This window comes from Snuella sedimenti (assembly GCF_016428595.1).
Taxonomy (GTDB): Bacteria; Bacteroidota; Bacteroidia; order Flavobacteriales; family Flavobacteriaceae; genus Snuella; species Snuella sedimenti.
The window spans coordinates 26249-47211 of record NZ_JAELVQ010000013.1 but is presented as its reverse complement, the minus strand read 5'-3'; the positions used below and the strand labels follow the sequence as shown (position 1 = coordinate 47211).

At 38.3% G+C, this 20963-nt stretch carries 9 protein-coding genes; all 9 read left to right on the top strand.

Going from position 1 to position 20963, the window contains the following annotated elements; genetic code table 11:
* Positions 1-9 precede the first annotated feature (9 nt).
* The 9 genes from JF259_RS10925 (at position 10) to JF259_RS10885 (ending at position 20963) form a co-directional block, all read left to right on the top strand.
* Positions 10-1545: a RagB/SusD family nutrient uptake outer membrane protein gene (locus tag JF259_RS10925; RefSeq protein WP_199115365.1), complete on the top strand. Its 1536-nt coding sequence runs from the start codon at positions 10-12 to the stop codon at positions 1543-1545.
* A gap of 250 nt (positions 1546-1795) precedes the next feature.
* Positions 1796-3961 carry an alpha-N-acetylglucosaminidase gene (locus tag JF259_RS10920; RefSeq protein ID WP_199115364.1) on the top strand — a complete coding sequence of 722 codons (2166 nt, stop codon included), beginning with the start codon at positions 1796-1798 and terminating at the stop codon, positions 3959-3961.
* A gap of 174 nt (positions 3962-4135) precedes the next feature.
* Positions 4136-5725, top strand: coding sequence for a cellulase family glycosylhydrolase (locus JF259_RS10915; protein WP_199115363.1), 1590 nt, complete (start codon positions 4136-4138; stop codon positions 5723-5725).
* 36 nt (positions 5726-5761) lie between these two features.
* Positions 5762-6589 (top strand): endonuclease/exonuclease/phosphatase family protein, encoded by an 828-nt coding sequence (locus JF259_RS10910; protein WP_199115362.1) that lies wholly within the window; start codon positions 5762-5764, stop codon positions 6587-6589.
* Between the two features lie 12 nt (positions 6590-6601).
* Entirely contained in the window at positions 6602-9565 is a 2964-nt protein-coding gene (locus JF259_RS10905; protein ID WP_199115361.1) for a glycoside hydrolase domain-containing protein, read from the top strand.
* Positions 9566-9653: 88 nt separating this feature from the next.
* The gene (locus tag JF259_RS10900) at positions 9654-12113 is read left to right on the top strand and encodes a glycosyl hydrolase family 95 catalytic domain-containing protein (RefSeq protein WP_199115360.1); all 2460 of its coding nucleotides are present in this window, start codon (positions 9654-9656) and stop codon (positions 12111-12113) included.
* A 28-nt stretch (positions 12114-12141) separates the two neighbouring features.
* Positions 12142-14601, top strand: coding sequence for a glycosyl hydrolase family 95 catalytic domain-containing protein (locus tag JF259_RS10895; RefSeq protein ID WP_199115359.1), 2460 nt, complete (start codon positions 12142-12144; stop codon positions 14599-14601).
* Positions 14602-14636: 35 nt separating this feature from the next.
* Positions 14637-17813, top strand: a complete 3177-nt coding sequence (locus JF259_RS10890) for a glycoside hydrolase family 2 TIM barrel-domain containing protein (RefSeq protein ID WP_199115358.1) — start codon at positions 14637-14639, stop codon at positions 17811-17813.
* Between the two features lie 3 nt (positions 17814-17816).
* On the top strand, positions 17817-20963 hold the full coding sequence (locus JF259_RS10885; RefSeq protein ID WP_199115357.1) for a DUF5107 domain-containing protein: 3147 nt from the start codon (positions 17817-17819) through the stop codon (positions 20961-20963).

Sequence of the window (20963 nt, the reverse complement as noted above, 5' to 3'; positions counted from 1 at the left end):
ACAATAATTATGAAAAAATATATAAAAACAATTTGCTTAGTAATTTTTGCTTTAGGCATATTACAAAGTTGTTCGGAAGAGGATATTACAAAACTTCCTGTTACGGCATTAGCAGAGGATGCATTTTGGACAAGCGAGGAGGAAGTTAGTCAGGCTGCAAATGCGCTTTATTTTTCTTTAGACAATGTAGGACAGATTGAATGGGATGCATTAACTGAGATTGTATTTAGCCAAAGTGGCCCGTCTATCGAGATATCAACTGGAGGAATTAATCCAGGTTCTTCGTTAGTAAATAGTTTATGGACAGGACAATATGCTACGATAAGAGATGCCAATTGGTTTTTGGATAATGTAGGCAAAGCCGGTCTGTCAGAATCAACATTGGCAAAGTATAAAGGACAGGTTCGCTTTTTTAGGGCTTGGGCACACTATAAATTATTATACCAATTTGGTAATGTACCACTGGTAGATCGCGTATTGGGGGTTGACGAAGGTCAGGTTGAACCAAGCTCTAGAGCTACCGTATTGGATTTTGTATTATCCGAATTGGACCAAACCATAACAGAGTTATCTTCGTCTGGTTACACCCCTGAGTATGGCAGAATTACCAAATGGGCAGCCATGGCATTGAAATCGAGGATCCTTTTATATGAAGGCACTTTGGCAACCGATAGCAGTATGCTTACCGAAAGTGCAAATCTGGCCAATCAAATTATGGGAGGTGGTTTTAGCCTTCATGATAATTATACAGAACTGTTTAGACCCGAGGGTGAAGGCAATTCAGAAATTATTCTGGCAAGAGTAAATGCAGATCTTCCTGGAAGATATCATTCTTTAGGACAATGGTTGGGGCCAATTAGTTTTCATGCATCATGGTCCATTTTTACACCAACTAGAGCTCTTGTAGACAGATATCCAGATATTAATGGAGAGGATATATCAACAAGTTTAATCTATGACGAGAATAATCCATTCGATAACAGGGACCCAAGATTAAACCAATCCATATTCAATTGGAATGAAGATATAGATTATGAAGGCGCTATGTTTGTTAACAACGGCACTTGGTTTAATTTTAGAAAGTGGATCAATCCAGATGAAACCCAAGAACAACAAAGCCACAACGATTGGATTGTGTTTAGGTTGGGTGAAGTGATGCTTAATTATGTAGAAGCTATGAACGAGGTTAACGGCCCATCTCAAGAACTATTGGATATGGTGAATGATTTAAGAACAAGAGGTGGACTAGGAGCAGCTTCTGATGGATCCGATATTGTTGTACCTCCAATAGCCTTATCCGGTCTTACAAAAGAAAGCTTTAGAGAGATTATTAAACGTGAAAGAATTGTTGAATTGGCTGCTGAAGGGATTCTTTATTACGATTATCATAGATGGAGATTATTGGAAACAACTATGAACCAACCAGCAGAAGCCGTTGTCTCTCTAGAAAATAGAGTATTTACTGCTCCAAGAGATTACACTTGGCCAATACCTGATTTTGAATTGATTAACAATCCTAATTTAACTCAAAATTCAGGATACTAGGAACCATAAAATAAATTGATATATTGAAAAAGCCTCGCGTCAAAAAGTTAGTTTTGAGTAGTTTTTTGATGACGGGGCTTTTGTATTTATTTTTACAATTAGGCTGTTATTATTTAGATATTAATAACTCTAAAAAATAGTTTTATAGATTGTTTATTGTTATGGCAAACCAATAATTATTGTATTTTTGTTTATAAATAAATTGATTATTTATATATGAAAATATTTTACTTTATAAGAAGTTTTAAAGATGAAATCATTTAAAAAGAATATAACGAAAGTAGGGGTATTATTAATATTGTTAACAGCTTGTAATAAGCCTACAAATGCTCAATTGTTTGAAGAAACGACTGCCTATGATGTTTTACAAAGAACTTTAGGACAGGAACATGCATCCAAGTTTGTTTTAAAATTTGAAGAGAGCGATGCATTGGATACCTATGAAATCTCTGTAAAGGACAATAAAGCTATAATAACAGGAAACTCTGCAATAGCACTCACAAGGGGAGCTTACGATTATTTAAGAAATGCCGCACATTCAATTATTAGCTGGTCGGGTAATCGCATTAATATACCTTCACAACTTCCCAAGTACGAAAAAAAAGTAAGCACACCCTTTAAGTACCGTTACTATTTGAACACGGTAACCCATGGTTACACCACACCATATTGGGATTGGCGCCGTTGGGAGAAAGAAATTGATTGGATGGCCATGCACGGCATGAACATGCCTTTAATAGCAGGAGCACATGAAGCTATTTTGTTAAGAACATTTAAAAAATTAGGATTGACAGATAAAGAAGCCCTTGATTATTTTTCTGGCCCCGCACATTTCCCTTGGAATAGAATGGGCAACATAGGCAGTTGGGATGGCCCACCGCCAAGCTCCTTTTTCGATAAGCAAATAGAACTGGCCCATAAAATGCAAGACAGGATGGAGTCGTTGGGTATGCACCCTATAATACATGCCTTTGCAGGCTTTGTGCCCAAAGCTATAGAACGTTTGTACCCTAACGAAGAATTACGAGAGTTGGGATGGGGAGGTTTTAATGAAAAAGTACAGATATTATCTCCCAAAAGTGAGCTGTTTACCAAAATAGGAAAATTGTATATAGAAGAATGGGAAAAAGAATTCGGTAAAGGAGAATTTTATTTGGCCGATAGTTTTAATGAAATGGACGTGCCTTTATCCGACGATCCCGAAGTAGCAAAACAAGAATTGGCCGATTACGGCGAAATTGTTTACAAGCCCATAGCCGAAGCAAACCCAGATGCCGTTTGGGTGATGCAAGGCTGGACATTCCCTTACCATAGGGATAAGGACGGTAAATTATTTTGGACTCCAGAGCGGTTACAAGCCATGATGTCAAAAATTCCGGACGATAAATTGTTAATCCTTGATATGGCCAACGAATACAATGCCCTATTCTGGAAAATAGATTACTCGTGGGAAATGTATAAAGGCTTTTTTGGAAAACAGTGGATTTATTCCTTCATTCCAAATATGGGAGGCAAAGTGCCCTTAAATGGTGTGTTGGATTTCTATGCAACGGCACCAAAGGAGGCATTGGCATATAAAGACAAAGGGAATTTGGTTGGATTCGGTTTCGCTCCCGAAGGTATAGAGAATAATGAAATTATTTACGAGCTCTTATCCGATTGGGGTTGGAGAGATACATCCATAGATTTGGATACGTGGATAGAAGACTACTGCTTGGCACGTTATGGAAGCTATCCTAACGAAATAAAGGAAGCATATAAACTTTTAAGGAAAACGGCCTTGGGTACATTTACAGACCACCCGAGATTTAAATACCAGTTCAGGCCCGGTTCCGCGCATCCATCCGTACATAAATCTGAAGATTTTAAAAAAGCTGTTAAATTGTTCTTATCGGCTAACGAATCAATAAAGCAAAGTAATTTATATACCTATGATGCCATAGAACTCGGAGCACAGTATATAGGGTTGAAAATAGATAACTTGCTTACCAAAGCCGAAATAGAAAAAGATAAAAACATAAAGTATAAAACCTATCAGGAAGCCATAGACCTTATGTTGAAACTGGATAGATTATTGGCGTCCCACCCCAATCACAAACTGGAAAGTTGGGTTGCATTAGCAAGAGGCTTTGGAGACACCGACGTAGAGAAAAATTATTACGAAAGTAATGCCAAGCGATTAAACACAACCTGGGGAGGTGGTGTAAACGAATATGCAGCACGCACTTGGAATGGTTTAATAGGAGCCTATTATGCACAGCGCTGGCAATTATGGTTAGATGCCCAAAAAGAGAATAAAACATTTGAAATACTTGAATGGGAAGAGAACTGGATTAAATCAGACTATAAAAACTCGGTAAAACCTTTCAGTAATCCTATTCATGTAATTGAAGAAATTATTGCAAAGCGTCAGTAATATAAAGTGTTTGAGTTAATTTATGCTATTTTTAAGGATAAATTAGCAGCGGTAATTGGATTTTAGTTGGGGTTAGATGGATGAACATTAAATATGAAGGAAGCTAGAAGCTCATTTTAGATAATAATCTTACGGCCATAAGGTTAATCGTTTGAACAGTGAAATATGAATACAATGAGAATATTAGGCTTAGTTGGATTTTTAATTGTTATCACTTTTTCAATAAAGTGTAAGAATCATGAAAAAGATGTTCTACATCGTAATGATAAGTATGTCTCTATAGAAGGGAGGCAATTTATTGACGCTTTGGGAAGGACTTTGACATTGCATGGTATAAGCGTGATAAATAAGGACCCAAAAACAAATTACCTTGGGCATATTTCTCCAGAAGCGTTTAAGATGTTCAAGGAATGGGGCTTTAACGTTATTAGATTGGGTATTATCTGGGATGGTCTGGAGCCAGAACCTGGTGTCTATAATCAAGAGTACCTTAAAGGGATAGATACAATGGTCCAGTGGGCAACCGATAACGACCTGTATGTTTTTCTGGACATGCACCAAGATTTGTACAGTGTCGATTTTAGTGACGGTGCACCCTCCTGGGCAACAATAACAAATGATCAGCCGCATCTTACCGGTGATGTTTGGAGTGAGGCCTATTTAATTAGCCCCGCGGTTCAGACTGCTTTCGATAATTTTTGGGCCAATGCCCCTGCCCCTGATGGCGTGGGAATCCAGGACCATTATTTGAACTTGTGGAAGTTTTTGGCAGAACGTTACAAAGACCATACAAAGGTGATTGGATTCGATGTGATGAACGAGCCGTTTATGGGGTCTGAGGCCAATAAAATTACACCTTTACTGTTAGAGTCTTATGCCAAAGTAATGGCAGAACAATCAGGAGAAGCACCACCTTCATTAGAAGAAGTTATGCATTTATGGAATAGTGACAAAATGAAGGTTTTGGAATCACTATCGGATAAGGAAACCTATAAAAAATGGCTGGACGTTATCTATGAGGTCAATGCCAATTTTGAAAGCGGGACACTAACGGCATTTTACCAAAGAGCAAGGGACGAGATCCGTAAGGTTAATAAAAACCATATCATCTTCACGGAGCACAGTTATTTTACCAACATGGGATTGGTGGGTGCACTTGGGGAAATTGTTGATGGGCAAGGAAAAAAAGACCCTTTGGTGGCCTATGCCGCACATGGGTATGACTTAGTGGTCGATTCCGACGCGCTTACCCTAGGGAGCAACGATCGCGTGGAACTCATTTTTGAACGCATAGCAGAAACAGGTCGGCGGTTAGACGTCCCCGTGTTAATAGGCGAATGGGGAGCCTTGCACGGAAAATCTCCAGATTTGATTCCAACGGCAAACTTTTTGCTCAACCAGTTTAGCAGGCATGGGTTTAGCGATGCTTTTTGGGCTTATGGAAAATTTTTATTGGAAGCCTCTTTTCTAGAAGTATTACAGAAACCATATCCTGTTGAAACTTCGGGGATTTTGGAGCACTATAGTTTTGATTATGAGTCTGGAGTCTTCAATTGTACTTGGGAAGAAAGAGAAACAATAAACGCACCTACCCGCATTTATGTGTCAGATTTAAGTAGGCTTAATAAAAATACCATGCAATTGACTCCAGAAATAGAAGGGGTTATTATTGAGGAAATTGAAAACTCAAGAGCGGGACATTTGGTTGTTCCTACAAGTGGTAAAAATGTCAAACGAAAACTTTCATTCAACTTAATCAAATAAGTAATAATGTTTATTAAAAATATTTTTTATTGTTTCATGCTTTCTGCTTTTGGCGCTTTTAGTCAAGAACAAATTAGTGTTATGAGCTATAATGTTGGCTACGATGAAGCATTGTATAATTTAGGAGAACCCAAAGAAAACTATTGGGTAAACCGTAGAGTCCATCAAGTAGGCCTCATTAATTTTCATGATCCAGATATTATTGGCTTACAAGAGCCTCATTTACATCAGGTAAAGTATTTACATGAAAAAACCAATGGTTATAGTTGGGTGGGTAATGGACGTGAAGACGGAAAGGAAGAAGGTGAGTACAATCCTATTTTTTACAAAGCAAACAGATTTGAATTGTTACAGTCAGGGATGTTTTGGCTTTCCGAAACCCCAAACAGCGTAAGTAAATCTTGGGATGCAGGATATACACGTATATGTACATGGGCATTGTTTGAGAACAAAGAAACAAAAAAGCAGTTTTATGTGTTTAACACACATTTTGACAGTAAAGGAAAGGAAGCCAGAGTTAAGAGTGCAACTTTAATTAATGAAAAGATAAATGAATTAGATGGAAATATTCCAGTGTTTGTATTGGGAGATTTTAATTTTTCACCAGAAAGTAAAGCATATCAAAAGATGGTAGCATATGGACTTCATGATTCTAAATCAATTACCCAGTCAAATCCATACGGTCCTGATGGAACCTATAACGGATTTCAATTTGATAGAACTCCAGAACACAGAATAGATTATGTTTTCGTAAATAGTATGGTTGGAGTTTTAAAATATGGGGTACTTACGGATAGCTATAAGATGAAATATCCATCCGATCATTTTCCAATATGGGTAACTGCCAAATTTATAGAGAAATAAATAACGATTAAAATGAACCTAACGAAAAACACATTGAACATTATTACTGCCCTATTGTTATCCCTTTTTACGATTAACACTGGGGCACAATCTGAAGTAAATTACGGTATAGCCGACACACCTTGGGAAGCAGGCTTTGGCAACCATAGGGCCGTTGTTGAGGTTGCTAAAAAAGCCGATGCCGTAAAACTAGACTTGAACTGGAGGCGACACGATAAAAACCCCGAAGACCGAAGGCTTTTAATAATTAATGCCAAAACGGGAGATACCATACCCAATATTCATAGGTTGGACGTTAATAACGAATATTGTAAACTGGTTTTTGGTCCTGTTGATGAAGGAACCTATTACTTCTACTATTTACCCTTTAAGCCAGATAAGGAATGGGGCTTTTACCGTTACGGATATCTAAAAAAAGAAGATACACCTAGTAAGCATTGGATGGAAGAGAACAAATTGGATCGATCCAAAAAGTTGAAAAAGTTACCAAGAGCCATCTGTACAGAGATTCAAGCCAGAACCGATTTCGATTCGTTTTATCCCATGGAAGTTACTGCTACCCAAGCAGAACAGGAGCAGCTGGTAAACAGTACGGCATCAGATTATATCGCCATTGCAGAAGACAGGAAGTATCCCATTAAGATGCGCAATTATTTGCCCTTGAAATGGATTAAGGAAGGTGTAACGCATCAATTTGAAGGTAAGGCTCAAAAAAACGAATACTACGCTTTTCAAATTGGCATTTACGCTTCCAAAACCAATCTTGAAAATGTAACTCTGGTGTTTCACGATTTAAAATCCCCAAATAACAGCAATATTCCAGCAAGCGCCTTTACCTGTTTTAATACCCATGGTGTAGACCCATATGGAACACCATTTACAAAACAGGTTAACGTTAAAAAAGGACAAATCCAACCGCTTTGGATAGGTACTGATATCCTAGCAACTACCGAATCGGGGACGTATAAAGGGCATGTTACAATTAAGGCCGATAATCAACCCGATAAAACTATTGAAATTGCCTTAAATGTTTCAGAAGAAACTATTGCAGATAGAGGTGATAATGAACCATGGAGACACTCCCGATTACGTTGGTTGAATTCGACCATAGGATTGGATAACCACCCCACAAAACCTTACACGCCAATTACTTTAAAAGAAGAAAACAAACTTGATCTGTATGGTAAACAGGTGGCATTAAATGAATATGGATTACCGTCAACCATTAATGTTTGGAGTACAGAAATTTTGAATGCCCCCATACGTTATAATTTGGAAGGGGAAACTATTGAACCTAAAGCCCCTCAATCAACAGATCATGATTTAGGAACCTTTACCAAAACATATACAGCCCGTTCTGAAAATTTTGACATCCAAACCATTAACACCACAGAGTTTGATGGTCATCTAAACTATAAAATAAAACTTGTGGCCAAAAAGGATTGTGAACTCAACGATTTTAAATTGGAAATTCCGTTTCAATCCAGCATAGCAGAATATATGATGGGTATGGGATTGCCGGGCACCTTAGTCCCTCAAAACCATTCAGCCAAATGGAAAGGACCCCACGACAGTTTTTGGGTTGGTAATACCTATGGAGGGCTACATGTAGAATTAAGGGGAGGCAGTTACCATGGACCACTGCTCAATCTTTACAAGCCCGCGCCTCCAGAAAGTTGGCATAATGGAGGTAAGGGAGGCTTTTCAATAGAGAAGGGCGATAATGAAACTATCGCAACAATCTATTCTGGACAACGAAAATTTGAAAAGGGAGAAACTTTGGTTTTCGAGGTATCGTTTTTGATTACTCCTGTGAGAAAGATAGATACTAAATCACAATTTGTTAACAGATACTACCATAACGGATTGGACCCTATGCCCAAAGATGATGAAATTACCGATGGCGTTAAGATCGTAAACCTACACCATGCCAGCAAATATAACCCATACATTAACTATCCCTTTGTAGCAACAAAGGAAATGAAAAGCTTTGTAGACCAAATGCATGCCAAGGACTTAAAGGTAAAAATTTATTACACCATCAGGGAGCTCACGAATTACACTACCGAGATATGGGCCTTGCGCAGTTTGGGCAATGAAATTTTGGGAACAGGAAAAGGTGGAGGCTACCCGTGGTTGCAAGAGCATTTGGTGGGCGGTTACCGTCCGCAGTGGTATTCTCCACTTGAAAACGGTATCGATGCATCAATTGTCAATGCACCAGGTGATTCTAGATGGTATAACTATTATTTGGAAGGATTAGCATGGTTGGTTAAAAAAAATGATATAGATGGGTTATATTTAGACGATGTATCTTACGACAGACGCATATTAAAGCGGATGCGAAAGATTTTAGATGGAATAAAACCTGGATGCATGATGGATTTACATTCCAACACCGGGTTTTCAAAAGGACCGGCAACACAATATACCGAGTTTTTTCCATATTTGGATAAACTATGGTTTGGAGAATCATTTAAATATGACGAAATGCCTCCCGAGAACTGGTTGGTTGAAGTTTCAGGCATTCCGTTCGGACATATGGGTGATATGTTACATGCAGGAGGAAATCCTTGGCGTGGTATGGTGTATGGTATGACTGTACGCTATCCGTGGTTTACCGAAGGAGTAAGTTGCGATCCAAGACAAATTTGGAAAGTTTGGGATAGTTTTGGTATTGACGAGGCCAGGATGATAGGCTATTGGGACAAACGCCCAGTGATAAATACCAGCAATCCAAATGTGAAGGCTACGGCCTATATTAAGGAAGGAAAGCTTTTGGTTGCTATTGCTAGTTGGGCAAAAGAACCAGTGAGTGTAAAATTAAATATTGATTGGGATGCCGTTGGATTAACTAAATCCCAAGTTAAAATGATCGCCCCTAAGATTGAAAATTATCAGCCAGAACAGCTATTTTCTGTAGATGACGACCTAACAATAGATCCAACAAAAGGCTGGTTACTAGTTGTTGAATAATTATAGAATAATACAGATAATAGAGATGTTCAAAAATCAAATTAAATTAATTGCAATAGTCTGTTCAGTTTTCAACTTTCAAAATGCATTGGCACAGAGCCCGATTTTTGAAGTAGATACTTCTTATTTGACCAAACACGACATTGTCTATAAAACTCCTGCTTATGAAGGTTTTGAAGGGTTTCCCATAGGAAACGGTGATTTGGGCGGCATGGTTTGGAATACCAAGAACGGTGTTGAAATCCAAATTAATAAAAATGATTTGTTCGATCAGCCCAATGCCGAGTCGGAAGCCACTTTAAGGGGAGGCGCACGGTTAAGTATTGACCTAGGAGTACCCGCATTCGATTGGCTATATCTTGATGATTTTGATAGCAGATTATCGCTAAAGAATGCCGAGGTGTCCATGCAATCACAAACGCCATTTTCAGAGAGTAAAATAACTTCTTGGGTGTCGCCCAATAAAAATGTTTGGGTTGTAAACATTAAATCGGATGCGAAAAGCCCTAATGCAAAAGGTTCTAAAATACATGTTGATTTAGAGCGTTGGGGGAGTCGTGCCTTTGCAGGCTGGTATGGTGGGTATTCAAAAAACACCAAAATAGGACTGGGAAATACACAAGCATCAACTTTAAATAAGGATATTGTATTGGAAGAATCGTTTGAAGGCCTTCAGTTTTCGGTAGTTTGCAGAATATTGGGAGCAGACGTTGTAGCTCAAATCATAAGCGAAAAAAGAGCACAACTAACAACATCCCAAGAAAAAAACCATGAGGTTACAGTACTCATTTCCTTAGTAACATCAAACGAATCGGACAACCCTACAACAGCCGCTATTGAATTATTGAATGCTGTTGAAAAGGAGACCGTTTCAAAGGAAAAAGAGCAACACACATTATGGTGGGACAACTTTTGGAATCAATCGTTTGTCCATTTAGGAAACGATTATATAGAGAACCTGTATTATTTCCGTCGTTATTTAATGGCAAGTTCCTCCAGAGGAAAATATCCCGTTGTGTTTAATGGCGGTTTATGGACGTGGAATCACGATGTGAGAAACTGGGTAACGCCTCACCATTGGAACACCCAACAACAATATTGGGGATTGGCGGCGCAGAATGATACAGAACTTATGTTGCCCTATATAAACACCTATTTCAGTTTGATGCCACAAGCCGAAAAACATGCCAAAATGAGAGGGTCAGACGATGCCATTCTGTGGAGCGAAGCTCATGATTTTTTTGGGAAGATGACTTATTGGGATAGGGGTGATATGCTTAATAATTTTACACCAGCTACACAAATAGCAGCTATTTTCTGGGAATATTATCAGTTTACGGATGATGAAGAATTCCTAAAAGAAAAAGGGTATCCTTTTTTAAAGAAAGCAGCCGAATTTTACGTGAAAAAGCTACAATGGGATGTCGATAAAAAGGAATATTTTATCTATCCGTCCCAACCTTATGAAAGTCCGAGAACACACGATTTAAAAAATCCCATTACCGATAGAAATATGATTATTTCTACCATGACAGCCTGTGTTGAAGCGGCAAAAACACTTCGTGTGGATGACAAAAAAGTAGCACAGTGGCAACATATCATTGACCATATTTGGCCAATTCCATTTAGAAGCGAACCCAAAATAGGCGAAATTATGCAATTGGCATATAACCCAGATGGTTCTGTGTACCCTACACCCGAAGTATATGGTAAATGGACCAATCATTTTAGTGGTAATACCTCACTGGTCTTTCCTGCAAACATCATTGGTTTGGGAAATCAGGATAGTCGGGAGTTTAAAGCAGCTTCCAATGTGGTAAAAAACCACGTTCCCGAAATAAATGCCATTTCTCCAGATGCCATAGTAGCGGCACGTTTGGGCTTGGGGGATGTGGTGATGGATCGCATGCGAAATGGTATCCGTAGGTTGCAACATTTTCCTCAAGGTTTGTTTTACAACATCGACCATTGGTATAATTTATCTATTTATATGGACTCCGTTGCTAAACCAGATATAACCACCCAGCGCGATTATATTTACGATGCCAGAGCGAAATACCCAAAAGGTCATCCAGCAAAACCTTTTATTCAAGCGGGAATGGAAACGTTAAGCCATTACAGCGCTGCGGTTAATGAAATGCTGTTGCAAAGTAACGAGGGCAAAATCAGGGTTTTTCCAGCAATTCCAGACGGATGGGCACCTGCTTTTAAATTAAGAGCTAGAGGCGCTTTTTTGGTTGCTTCCGAGAAAAAGGAGGATGGTCAAGTTTCAGGAATTTGGATAAAAAGCTTGAAAGGAAACCATTGCAAGGTGGTCAATCCTTGGGATGGATTGAAGGTCGAGATCCATGTCGATAACCCGTCAAGGACAAAAATAAAGCACCAAGAAAAAGATGGCGTTATACATTTTAAGACGCAACCGAATACAGCCTATATCATTGCCTTAAAAGGAAGTAAGCAGCATGGAAAAATGATTTTTAAGGGGGATAAAAACAATGCACCCAAGCACTTTTTAGAAGCTACCTTGGGAAAAAATAAAAATTTTTAACAGCGAAATAGTTCAAATAAAGTAATCAATGACAAGACACCTCATATGCCTATTATTAGGATTTTCACTGTTTCTGTCCTGCAAGACCCCTACCGAAACAATCCCTTTTAATGGAACACAAAGTAACCAACCTGCCTCTAAATGGGAAGAGGCTATGTTAACTGGAAACGGTAATATGGGGGCTATGATGTACGGTAATCCTTTTGACGAAACCATTGTAGTGAATCATTGCGAGATGTTCCTAACCTTGGGTACTAAGGAGTTTGTTAAACATGTTGCGCCTTTTATGCCAGAAATTAAGGAAAAAGCCTTAGCAGCAGGGGTTAATGGACCAACCGTGGCGCATCAAATGTTTCGTGAAAAAACAGGTCAGAAAATTGATTGGACAGACCCATTTCATCCAGCATTTATGTTTCATATCAAAAATGCAGATCACGCCTATAAAAACTATCAATTAACACAAAACTTTGCTACCGGCGAACTAAAAGCCTCTTGGGATGACGATGAAGGCCATTGGGAAAGAAAATTATTTATTTCCAGACCAGACGATGTCATTGTTATGGAAATAAAAGGGCCGAAAGGTAAAGTTGGCGGTTCGTTTTCTATGGATTTGACCCATAAACTGATTGAGACTGAAATGCAGGTCGAAAACGGAGAAATAAAAACCCATGCTACCTATGTGCATGGCAAAGGAGGTTATGATAATGTGGTAAGAATCATTCCTACAGGCGGTGAAATGACAAACGACGAGTTATCTGTTACAGTTTCACAAGCAGATAAAATATTGGTTGTCATGCAAGTAGATAACTGGAAAACTCCATTGCCCGAATCGCAAAGCGAAGTATGGGCTTACTCACCTAAAAACCCAAAATTTTTAGGTGATTATTCAACCAATAAACAGGATGCTATTTCCAAAAAAATGGATGCTTTAACTTTAGATTATGCGACTTTGTTTAAGCCCCACGCCCAGGCTCATGGCGATTTATTCAATAGGGTAAAGCTTAATCTTAATGGAAATCAAACCGAAACCGTATCCTCACAAGCCCTACTGGAGCAAGCGGCACAAAGCGGGCAATTCACTCCTGCATTGGTAGAGAAAATGTATGATGCCTGTAGATATTTAATAATATGCAGCACCGGGAAGAATCCTCCCAATTTACAAGGCATTTGGACTGGCACATGGCAACCGGCATGGAGTGGGGATTATACCTTAGATTCCAATCTTCAGCTAGAAGTTCAATCCATTATGAGCAGCAATATGCCTGAACTTATGGAAAACTATTTCACACTTATAGAATCTTGGTTGGTGGACAGTCGCTTAAATGCCGAAAAGTTTTATGGTTGCAGGGGTATTACATCAAATCCAAGGGCATCAAACACCAATTTATTGCTTCATTGGGGCAATTGGCCAGGGGAGCAATCTTTTGGTACTATGGGGTGGATGCTTCACTTTTTTTACGATTACTACCAATTTACAGGAGATAAAGCATTTCTAAAAGATAGGGTGGTACCCTTGTTAAAGGAAAATGCCCTGTTTTATGAAGATTTGTTAAAGGATACCGAAGACGAGAATGGCAAATATCAATTTTTTATTTCCTATTCACCAGAGCAGGACCATTACTTGTATGCCAATTCAACCTTCGATATAGCGGTAACTAAAGCCATTTTAACCTATTTGATAAAATCGTGTAAGCTTTTAAATATTGAAGAAGAAAACATCATAAAATGGCAAACGATGGCAGATAAATTGCCAGATTATATGATTAATGAAAAAGGAGAACTTATGGAATGGGCTTCGGCAGGAACTCAAGAAGTGTACAATCAACGACACCATTCCCATTTATTGCCTTTGTATCAGTTTTGCGAATTCGATATGGAAACCAATCCCCAATTATGGGAAGCATCGGCAAAAGCCTTAGAAGGCAAAACAGAAAACTGGCTACACAACAGAGAAAATGCAGATAGCAACCATATAACCCACGGTATGATGAATCAGGCACAAGCCGCAGCACGTCTTGGAAAATCGGATATCGTCTATGAAGTCCTCTCTAGACTGGCCACAGAGCAATACATCTACCCTAGTTTTATGATGTCTTACTGGCCCAAGAAACAAGGCTATGGCTTTGACCCGATTGGAACCATACCAGATGTTATAAACAACGCTTTGGCATTTGCTTGGGAAGATGTTGTAGATATTATTCCGGCTTTACCAAAAGAATGGTCTAAAGGATCTATTAATAATATCTTGTTAAGAGGTCAAATTCAAATCGATGCATTATCATGGAATATGGAAACAGGTGAGTTGAAATTGAAAATGACTTCCAAAGCAGATAAGGCAATCACTATACGACTTCCAGAAAAATATGAGGTAAGCACTGTAAAGTCAGGCGAAATCGAAGAGGAACGTATTCAAGGGGAATATAAAAACAAATGGCAAATTAAATTATCTCAAAACAAGCCAAAAGAGATTGTTCTTAACCTTAAATAGCTGGAATCTATCATTCATGTAATACCAAACCAAAAATGAAAACAAGGATTTACACCATAAAGTTTAAGATGTTATTAATGGCTTTGCTTACGGTTACAGGTGTAAAGGCACAACTTAAATTAGATTACGAAAACCCAGAGGTTATTGGTATAAATAAAGAACCTGCTGTAGCGACGTTCTCAAGTTATACGACCGAAGATAAAGCGCTCTTGTCTGAAGTGTCTTCAACTGAAAAATCCTTAAATGGAATATGGAAATTTAATTGGGTATCCTCTCCAGATAAAAGACATGTAGATTTTTATAAATCGGATTTTGATGTGTCACTTTGGGAAAATATTGTTGTTCCGGGCAATTGGCAGATGCAAGGATTTGGTGTTCCAATTTATACTAACATTAATTACCCATTTAAAAAAGAACAGCCACATGTTATGTTGGAGCCGCCTTTGGAATATACCAGCCACAAGCTTAGGAATCCGGTAGGAAGCTATAAAAGACACTTTACTATAGATGCTTCATGGCTAGAAAAAACAGTATATGTGAAATTTGATGGGGTTAAATCGGCTTTCTATCTGTGGATTAATGGTGAAAAAGTAGGCTACAGCCAAGGCAGTATGACCCCTGCCCAGTTCAATATAAGTAAGTACATAAAAGAAGGCGATAATGCCATAGCCCTTGAGGTGTATAGATGGTCGGACGGAAGCTATTTAGAAGACCAAGATATGTGGCGCCTTAGTGGTATTTTTAGGGATGTAACCCTAATGGTAAAGAATAAATTCCACATTAAGGACTTTCATATAAATACAGATCTTGACGAAGCTTATAAAGATGCAGATTTGTCCATTAAAGTTAAAGTTCGAAATCTAGGGACCAAAACGGTAAAAAAACATAAGGTTCGAGCAGTTGTTTATGATAGTAATGGCGGTGTTTTACAAAAAAGCAATGAAGTACTTTTAGCAAATTTATCTAAAACTTTAGCAGGCACTGAGTCTGCTGTCGATTTAAAGATGAAAGTATCTTCTCCATTGCTGTGGAGCGCAGAAACCCCTAATTTATACACCTTAGTCTTACAGCTTATCGATGCGAAAGAAAATGTATTGGAATACATTCCTTGGAAATTTGGATTTAAGGAAGTTGAAATTGAAGGCAATTTGTTTAAAATTAATGGCCAGTTGGTAAAATTAAAAGGCGTTAACAGGCATGAACATCACCCAAGAACAGGGCGGTACGTAGATGAAGAAACCATGTTGTTGGATATTAAGTTAATGAAGCAGTGCAACATTAATTTTGTTCGTACAAGCCACTATCCAGATGCACCACATTGGTACAAACTATGTGATGCTTATGGAATATATGTTATGGATGAAGCCAATCAAGAATCTCATGGTTATAATATTGGAAATAAAGAATTGGGAGATAATCCTATATGGGAAAAAGCACATGTAGATAGGGCGGTTTCCATGGTAGAACGCGATAAAAACCATACTTCGGTAATTATTTGGTCATTAGGGAACGAAGGAGGAGCCGGTCAAAATATGATGGCCATGGCCAAAGGCATAAAAACCATAATACCTAAAGCTGTGGTGTATTGCGATAGTGATTTAAGCGTTTCCGATATGCTGGACAAAGGCTACCTATCGCCAAAAGCCATAAGAAGAGTGGCAGAAAACGATACTTTACGTCCCATACTAATGAGGGAATATGCCCATGCTATGGGGAACTCGCTAGGTAATTTCAAAGACTACTGGGATGTGTTTTATGATTTCAACTATACCGTTGGTGGTGCCGTTTGGGATTGGGTAGATCAAGGTCTAGCAAAAAGGAAAGATGGAAGCCCTTTAAAATATTTAGAAAATCCGCACCAGTTAGCACTCAATGACGACGAATTTTGGACTATTGGAGGCGATTTTAATGATTATCCCAACGATGGCGAATTTTGTATTAACGGTTTAGTGGCTCCCGACAGAACCCCAAATCCGCATTATTACGAAGCACAAAAAGTACATCAATCCATAAGGTTTGAAGCCGTAAATCTAAAAGAAAGGACAATTAAAATCACCAATCTTTACAGTTTTACAAATCTTAAAGATTTTAGTTTCAAATGGGAGATTCAATATAATGGAGATGTTATTGAAAGCGGTGCCATTAACGATATGGTTGTAACGCCCAATCAATCAAAAACAGTAAGCATTCCATTTCAGCCATTATCAGAAAAAGAGGGAGAATATATTTTAACCCTATCGGCACACGTAAACGATAACGCTAATTGGGCACCAAAAGGATTCGCAATCGCTAGGGAACAATTTATATTACAGGATTTTCATTATCCAGACGCCATAAGCAACTCCTCCGAAAATTTGATTCTTGAAACTTTAGATGAACATTATAAGATAAGCGGAAAGGATTTTTCTGTTACAATCAATAAGGTTAACGGGGCATTGGAAAGCTATAAAACAGAAGGAAAAGAATATATCGTTAACCCATTGGAACCTTATTTTTGGAAACCACCAAACGATAACCAAGAACGAAATGGTTATGTAAAACGATTAGGCGCATGGAAAGAGGCCGGTAAAAATAGAATGCTTAATGATACCGAAGTCAAAAAATCGTCAAAAGAAAATGAAGTATCCTTAACTTTTGATTTTAAACTACCCGTGGGCGATGTTTCATATAAATTAAAATACACGATTACAGGAAATGCCCAGATAAAAGTGGAAGCAGATTATAAGCCAAAAGCAGGCAATATAGCATTAATTCCAAAATTCGGATTTAGAATGGCCTTGCCCAAAGCGTTTGAAAAGATAGAATGGTATGGGAGAGGTCCGCATGAAAGTTATGCGGACAGAAAGACAGGAGCTTTATATGGTAAAAATAAAATGTTTTTAAGTAGCTTTATAACCCCATACATATCGCCACAAGATAATGCGAACAGAACCGATGTACGTTGGATGAGGTTAAGTGATGGTTTGGGCAATGGGATAAAAATAAAAGGATTGCAACCAATGTCCTTTAGGGTTTGGCCATATACAGAAGATAATTTGGAAAACACCAAACACGATTACGAAATCGTACAAAGGGATTTTATTAATTTGAATATAGACTATAAGCTACATGGTGTTGGTGGTGACGATTCATGGGGAGCCAGAACCCATAAAGAATATACCATAAACGGTAATAATCCCATATCCTTCGGATTTATAATTCAGAAACCATAATATATGAATAGTAAAAGAATAATTTTTGTAGTACTAATTTCAATAGCCATGAGCACTTCTACATTCTCACAAAATGCGACCATAAAAGAAGAAAAGCTCACTATGAAAACCTATATGTTTTCAGACCCTAGTCCGTTGCCACAAATAGGACGGTTGTATCCTTATTTTAGATTCGATGGCTATACAGCCAAAGGCGAAGATAAAGCATGGAATATGGTCGTGCTGGAAAACGAGTATATTAAGGTATTTGTGTGTCCAGACATTGGAGGTAAAATATGGGGTGCCATAGAAAAATCTACGGGAAAAGAATTTATGTACTATAACCACGTGGTCAAATTTAGGGATGTGGCAATGCGGGGTGCATGGACTTCTGGTGGGCTGGAGTATAATTTTGGCGATATAGGGCACATTCCAACCTGTGCTACACCTGTTGATTATAGGATTAAGGAAAATGAAGATGGCAGCGTGTCCTGTATTGTGGGCGCCTTAGATTTGCCATCGCGGACCAATTGGAATGTAGAGATACGATTGCCAAAAGATAAAGCCTATTTTGAAACCAAAGCAACATGGTTTAACAATTCCAATGTACCGGTTACCTATTACCATTGGATGAATGCAGCTGCTAAAGCAAAAGGCAATCTGGAATTTTTATACCCTGGCAATAAGCGTATCGGTCATGGGGGAGAAATAGGCGAATGGCCTATAGACAACGGAAGGGAAATAAGCTTTTACGAAAATAACAATTTTGGTGTCTATAAATCCTACCATGTTATTAATGCCTATTCCGATTATTTTGGCGGGTATTATCACGATGATGATTTTGGCTTCGGACATTATAGCCTCTACGATGACAAGCCTGGGAAGAAAATATGGATTTGGGGACTTTCGGACCAAGGCATGATATGGGAAGACCTTTTAACAGATTCCGACGGACAATATATAGAATACCAATCGGGCAAACTGTTCAACCAAGCAGCAGCCAGTAGTACCTATACACCTTTTAAGCACCGTGAGTTTTCACCTCAGGATACCGATGTTATGAACGAATATTGGTTTCCTTTAAAAGAAACAAAAGGGATGGTGGCAGCTTCACAACATGGTGTTTTAAACATAGAACAATCTGGGAATAAAGTCACCCTATTTTTAAGTGCGTTACAGAATTTAGATGACGATTTGGTCGTAACCTCGCAGGGCAAGATCATTTTTAATAAAAAAGTGAAAGCGACCCCATTGCAATTAATTACAGAAACAATAACCATAGATAATGGCAGTGTTTTTGAAGTGAATTTCGGAAAAAACAAGCTGTACTACAATTCTAAAAACCCTAATAATAGCGTCGATAGGCCCATAAAACCAAACGAAGATTTCAACATGGAAACAGCTTATGGTTTATATGTAGAAGGCTTGGAATTAGAAAAACAACGCCGTTATCCCGAAGCACTGCAAGCGTATGTGAAAAGTCACGAAAAAGAACCAGGTTTTGTTCCTACAATAAACAGGTTGGCATTGAGTCATTACCGTATCATGCAGTACCAAAAAGCCCTTGAGTACACCCAAAAAGCTTTAGCTGTTGATACTTACGACGGATTGGCAAACTACAATTACGGTTTAATCTATGCTATTTTAGGAAACACAAATGAAGCGAAAAGCGGATTTTCTATAGCCAGTCAAGATGTCGCATACAGGTCGTCTGCATACACCGAATTGGCGAAACTGTTTTTAAACGAAAAAAATTTTGATAAAGCCAAAACCTATCTAGAGAAAGCATTGCATTTTAACATCTTTAATATGAGCGCCCTTGAAATGCAAGCCTTTATCTATAGGAAAGAAAAAGATAGCGTATCTGCACACTCCAAGTTAGAAACAATCACTCAATTAGATGCAACCAATATATTTGCTGATGCCGAGCTGTTGTTTTTAAAACAAAAGAGTGAAGCAGAATTTAATGCACAAATTACCAACGAGCTACCTTACGAAACCTATCTCGAATTGGCTCTTAAGTATCTGGCATTAGGCGCACAAGATGAAGCCGTTACGCTATTAAAATTAGCACCAAAACAGCCCATCGTAGCATTATGGTTAGCCCATTTAGATACTGAAAACACCACAGCCCATTTACAGGAAGCGCTCAAATTACCTGTAGATTTGGTGTTTCCGCATCGTGTGGAAAGCGTGACCATGTTAAATGAATTAATAGACAAAAATTCCCATTGGAAATTAAAGTACTTTGTAGCACTTATTTACTGGAACAAAGGATTGATTGAAGAAGCCAAAAGTATGTTTGCTAAATGTGGAGACGAACCAGGTACATCCCTATTTTATTTAGCCAAGACCAAATTATTTGTTGATGAAGAAAATGCTGCTGAAGAAGCCTTACAAAGGGCCTACAGTATTGATCCTAATGATTGGCGAGTGAATATGGCGCTTATAGAAGACTATTTAGCAAAACACAAGTTTGGGGAGGCAGCTAAAAAAGCTAAAACATTTTTAAAGTTATATCCCGAAAAATCCTTATTCGGTATGCATTATGCCAAAGCTGTAATGGGACTCAAGCAATATGACACCTGTATCGATTTTTTAAATGCGTTTAACGTATTGCCATACGAAGGTGCAACCATAGGAAGAACGATGTATCACGATGCCTGTATTAAAGCAGCCTTCGATGCCTTACAAAAAGGTAACTACAAGAAAGCCATAGACTATGCAAAACAGGCCAAGTTGTGGCCAAAAAATTTGGGAGTAGGTAAACATTACGATGTTGATGAGCGGTTGGATAATTTTATAATTGCCTATGGCTTAGAGCAAATGCACAAAAAATCTAAAGCAGAACAGGTTTATAAAACCATTGCAGGGCATCGCACACCCAAATACCTAAACGAAAGCACTAAATTGTACTTGCAGCTTATAGCACTTGGAAAAATTGGTATGACCAAAGACGCAGAACAACTTTTAAATAAGGCCTTGCAACACGAAAAGAATAACCAGTATTTAAAATGGGTTGAAGCAAAATACAAAAATAAAAACCCTGAAAAAGTAATGCAAGAAATAATGGCAGCAGGCACAGAAGTTCAGGTGTATGATACCAAGTTTGTAGATACAGAATTTGAATTGTTAATCGATTTTTTAACTATTATAAAAAACAACAATTAA

Excerpts from the sequence above, each read along its gene's own strand:
- JF259_RS10925 (WP_199115365.1), top strand. The coding sequence starts at position 10 with ATGAAAAAATATATAAAAACAATTTGCTTAGTAATTTTTGCTTTAGGC.
- JF259_RS10920 (WP_199115364.1), top strand. The coding sequence starts at position 1,796 with ATGAAATCATTTAAAAAGAATATAACGAAAGTAGGGGTATTATTAATA.
- JF259_RS10915 (WP_199115363.1), top strand. The coding sequence starts at position 4,136 with ATGAGAATATTAGGCTTAGTTGGATTTTTAATTGTTATCACTTTTTCA.
- JF259_RS10910 (WP_199115362.1), top strand. The coding sequence starts at position 5,762 with ATGCTTTCTGCTTTTGGCGCTTTTAGTCAAGAACAAATTAGTGTTATG.
- JF259_RS10905 (WP_199115361.1), top strand. The coding sequence starts at position 6,602 with ATGAACCTAACGAAAAACACATTGAACATTATTACTGCCCTATTGTTA.
- JF259_RS10895 (WP_199115359.1), top strand. The coding sequence starts at position 12,142 with ATGACAAGACACCTCATATGCCTATTATTAGGATTTTCACTGTTTCTG.
- JF259_RS10890 (WP_199115358.1), top strand. The coding sequence starts at position 14,637 with ATGAAAACAAGGATTTACACCATAAAGTTTAAGATGTTATTAATGGCT.
- JF259_RS10885 (WP_199115357.1), top strand. The coding sequence starts at position 17,817 with ATGAATAGTAAAAGAATAATTTTTGTAGTACTAATTTCAATAGCCATG.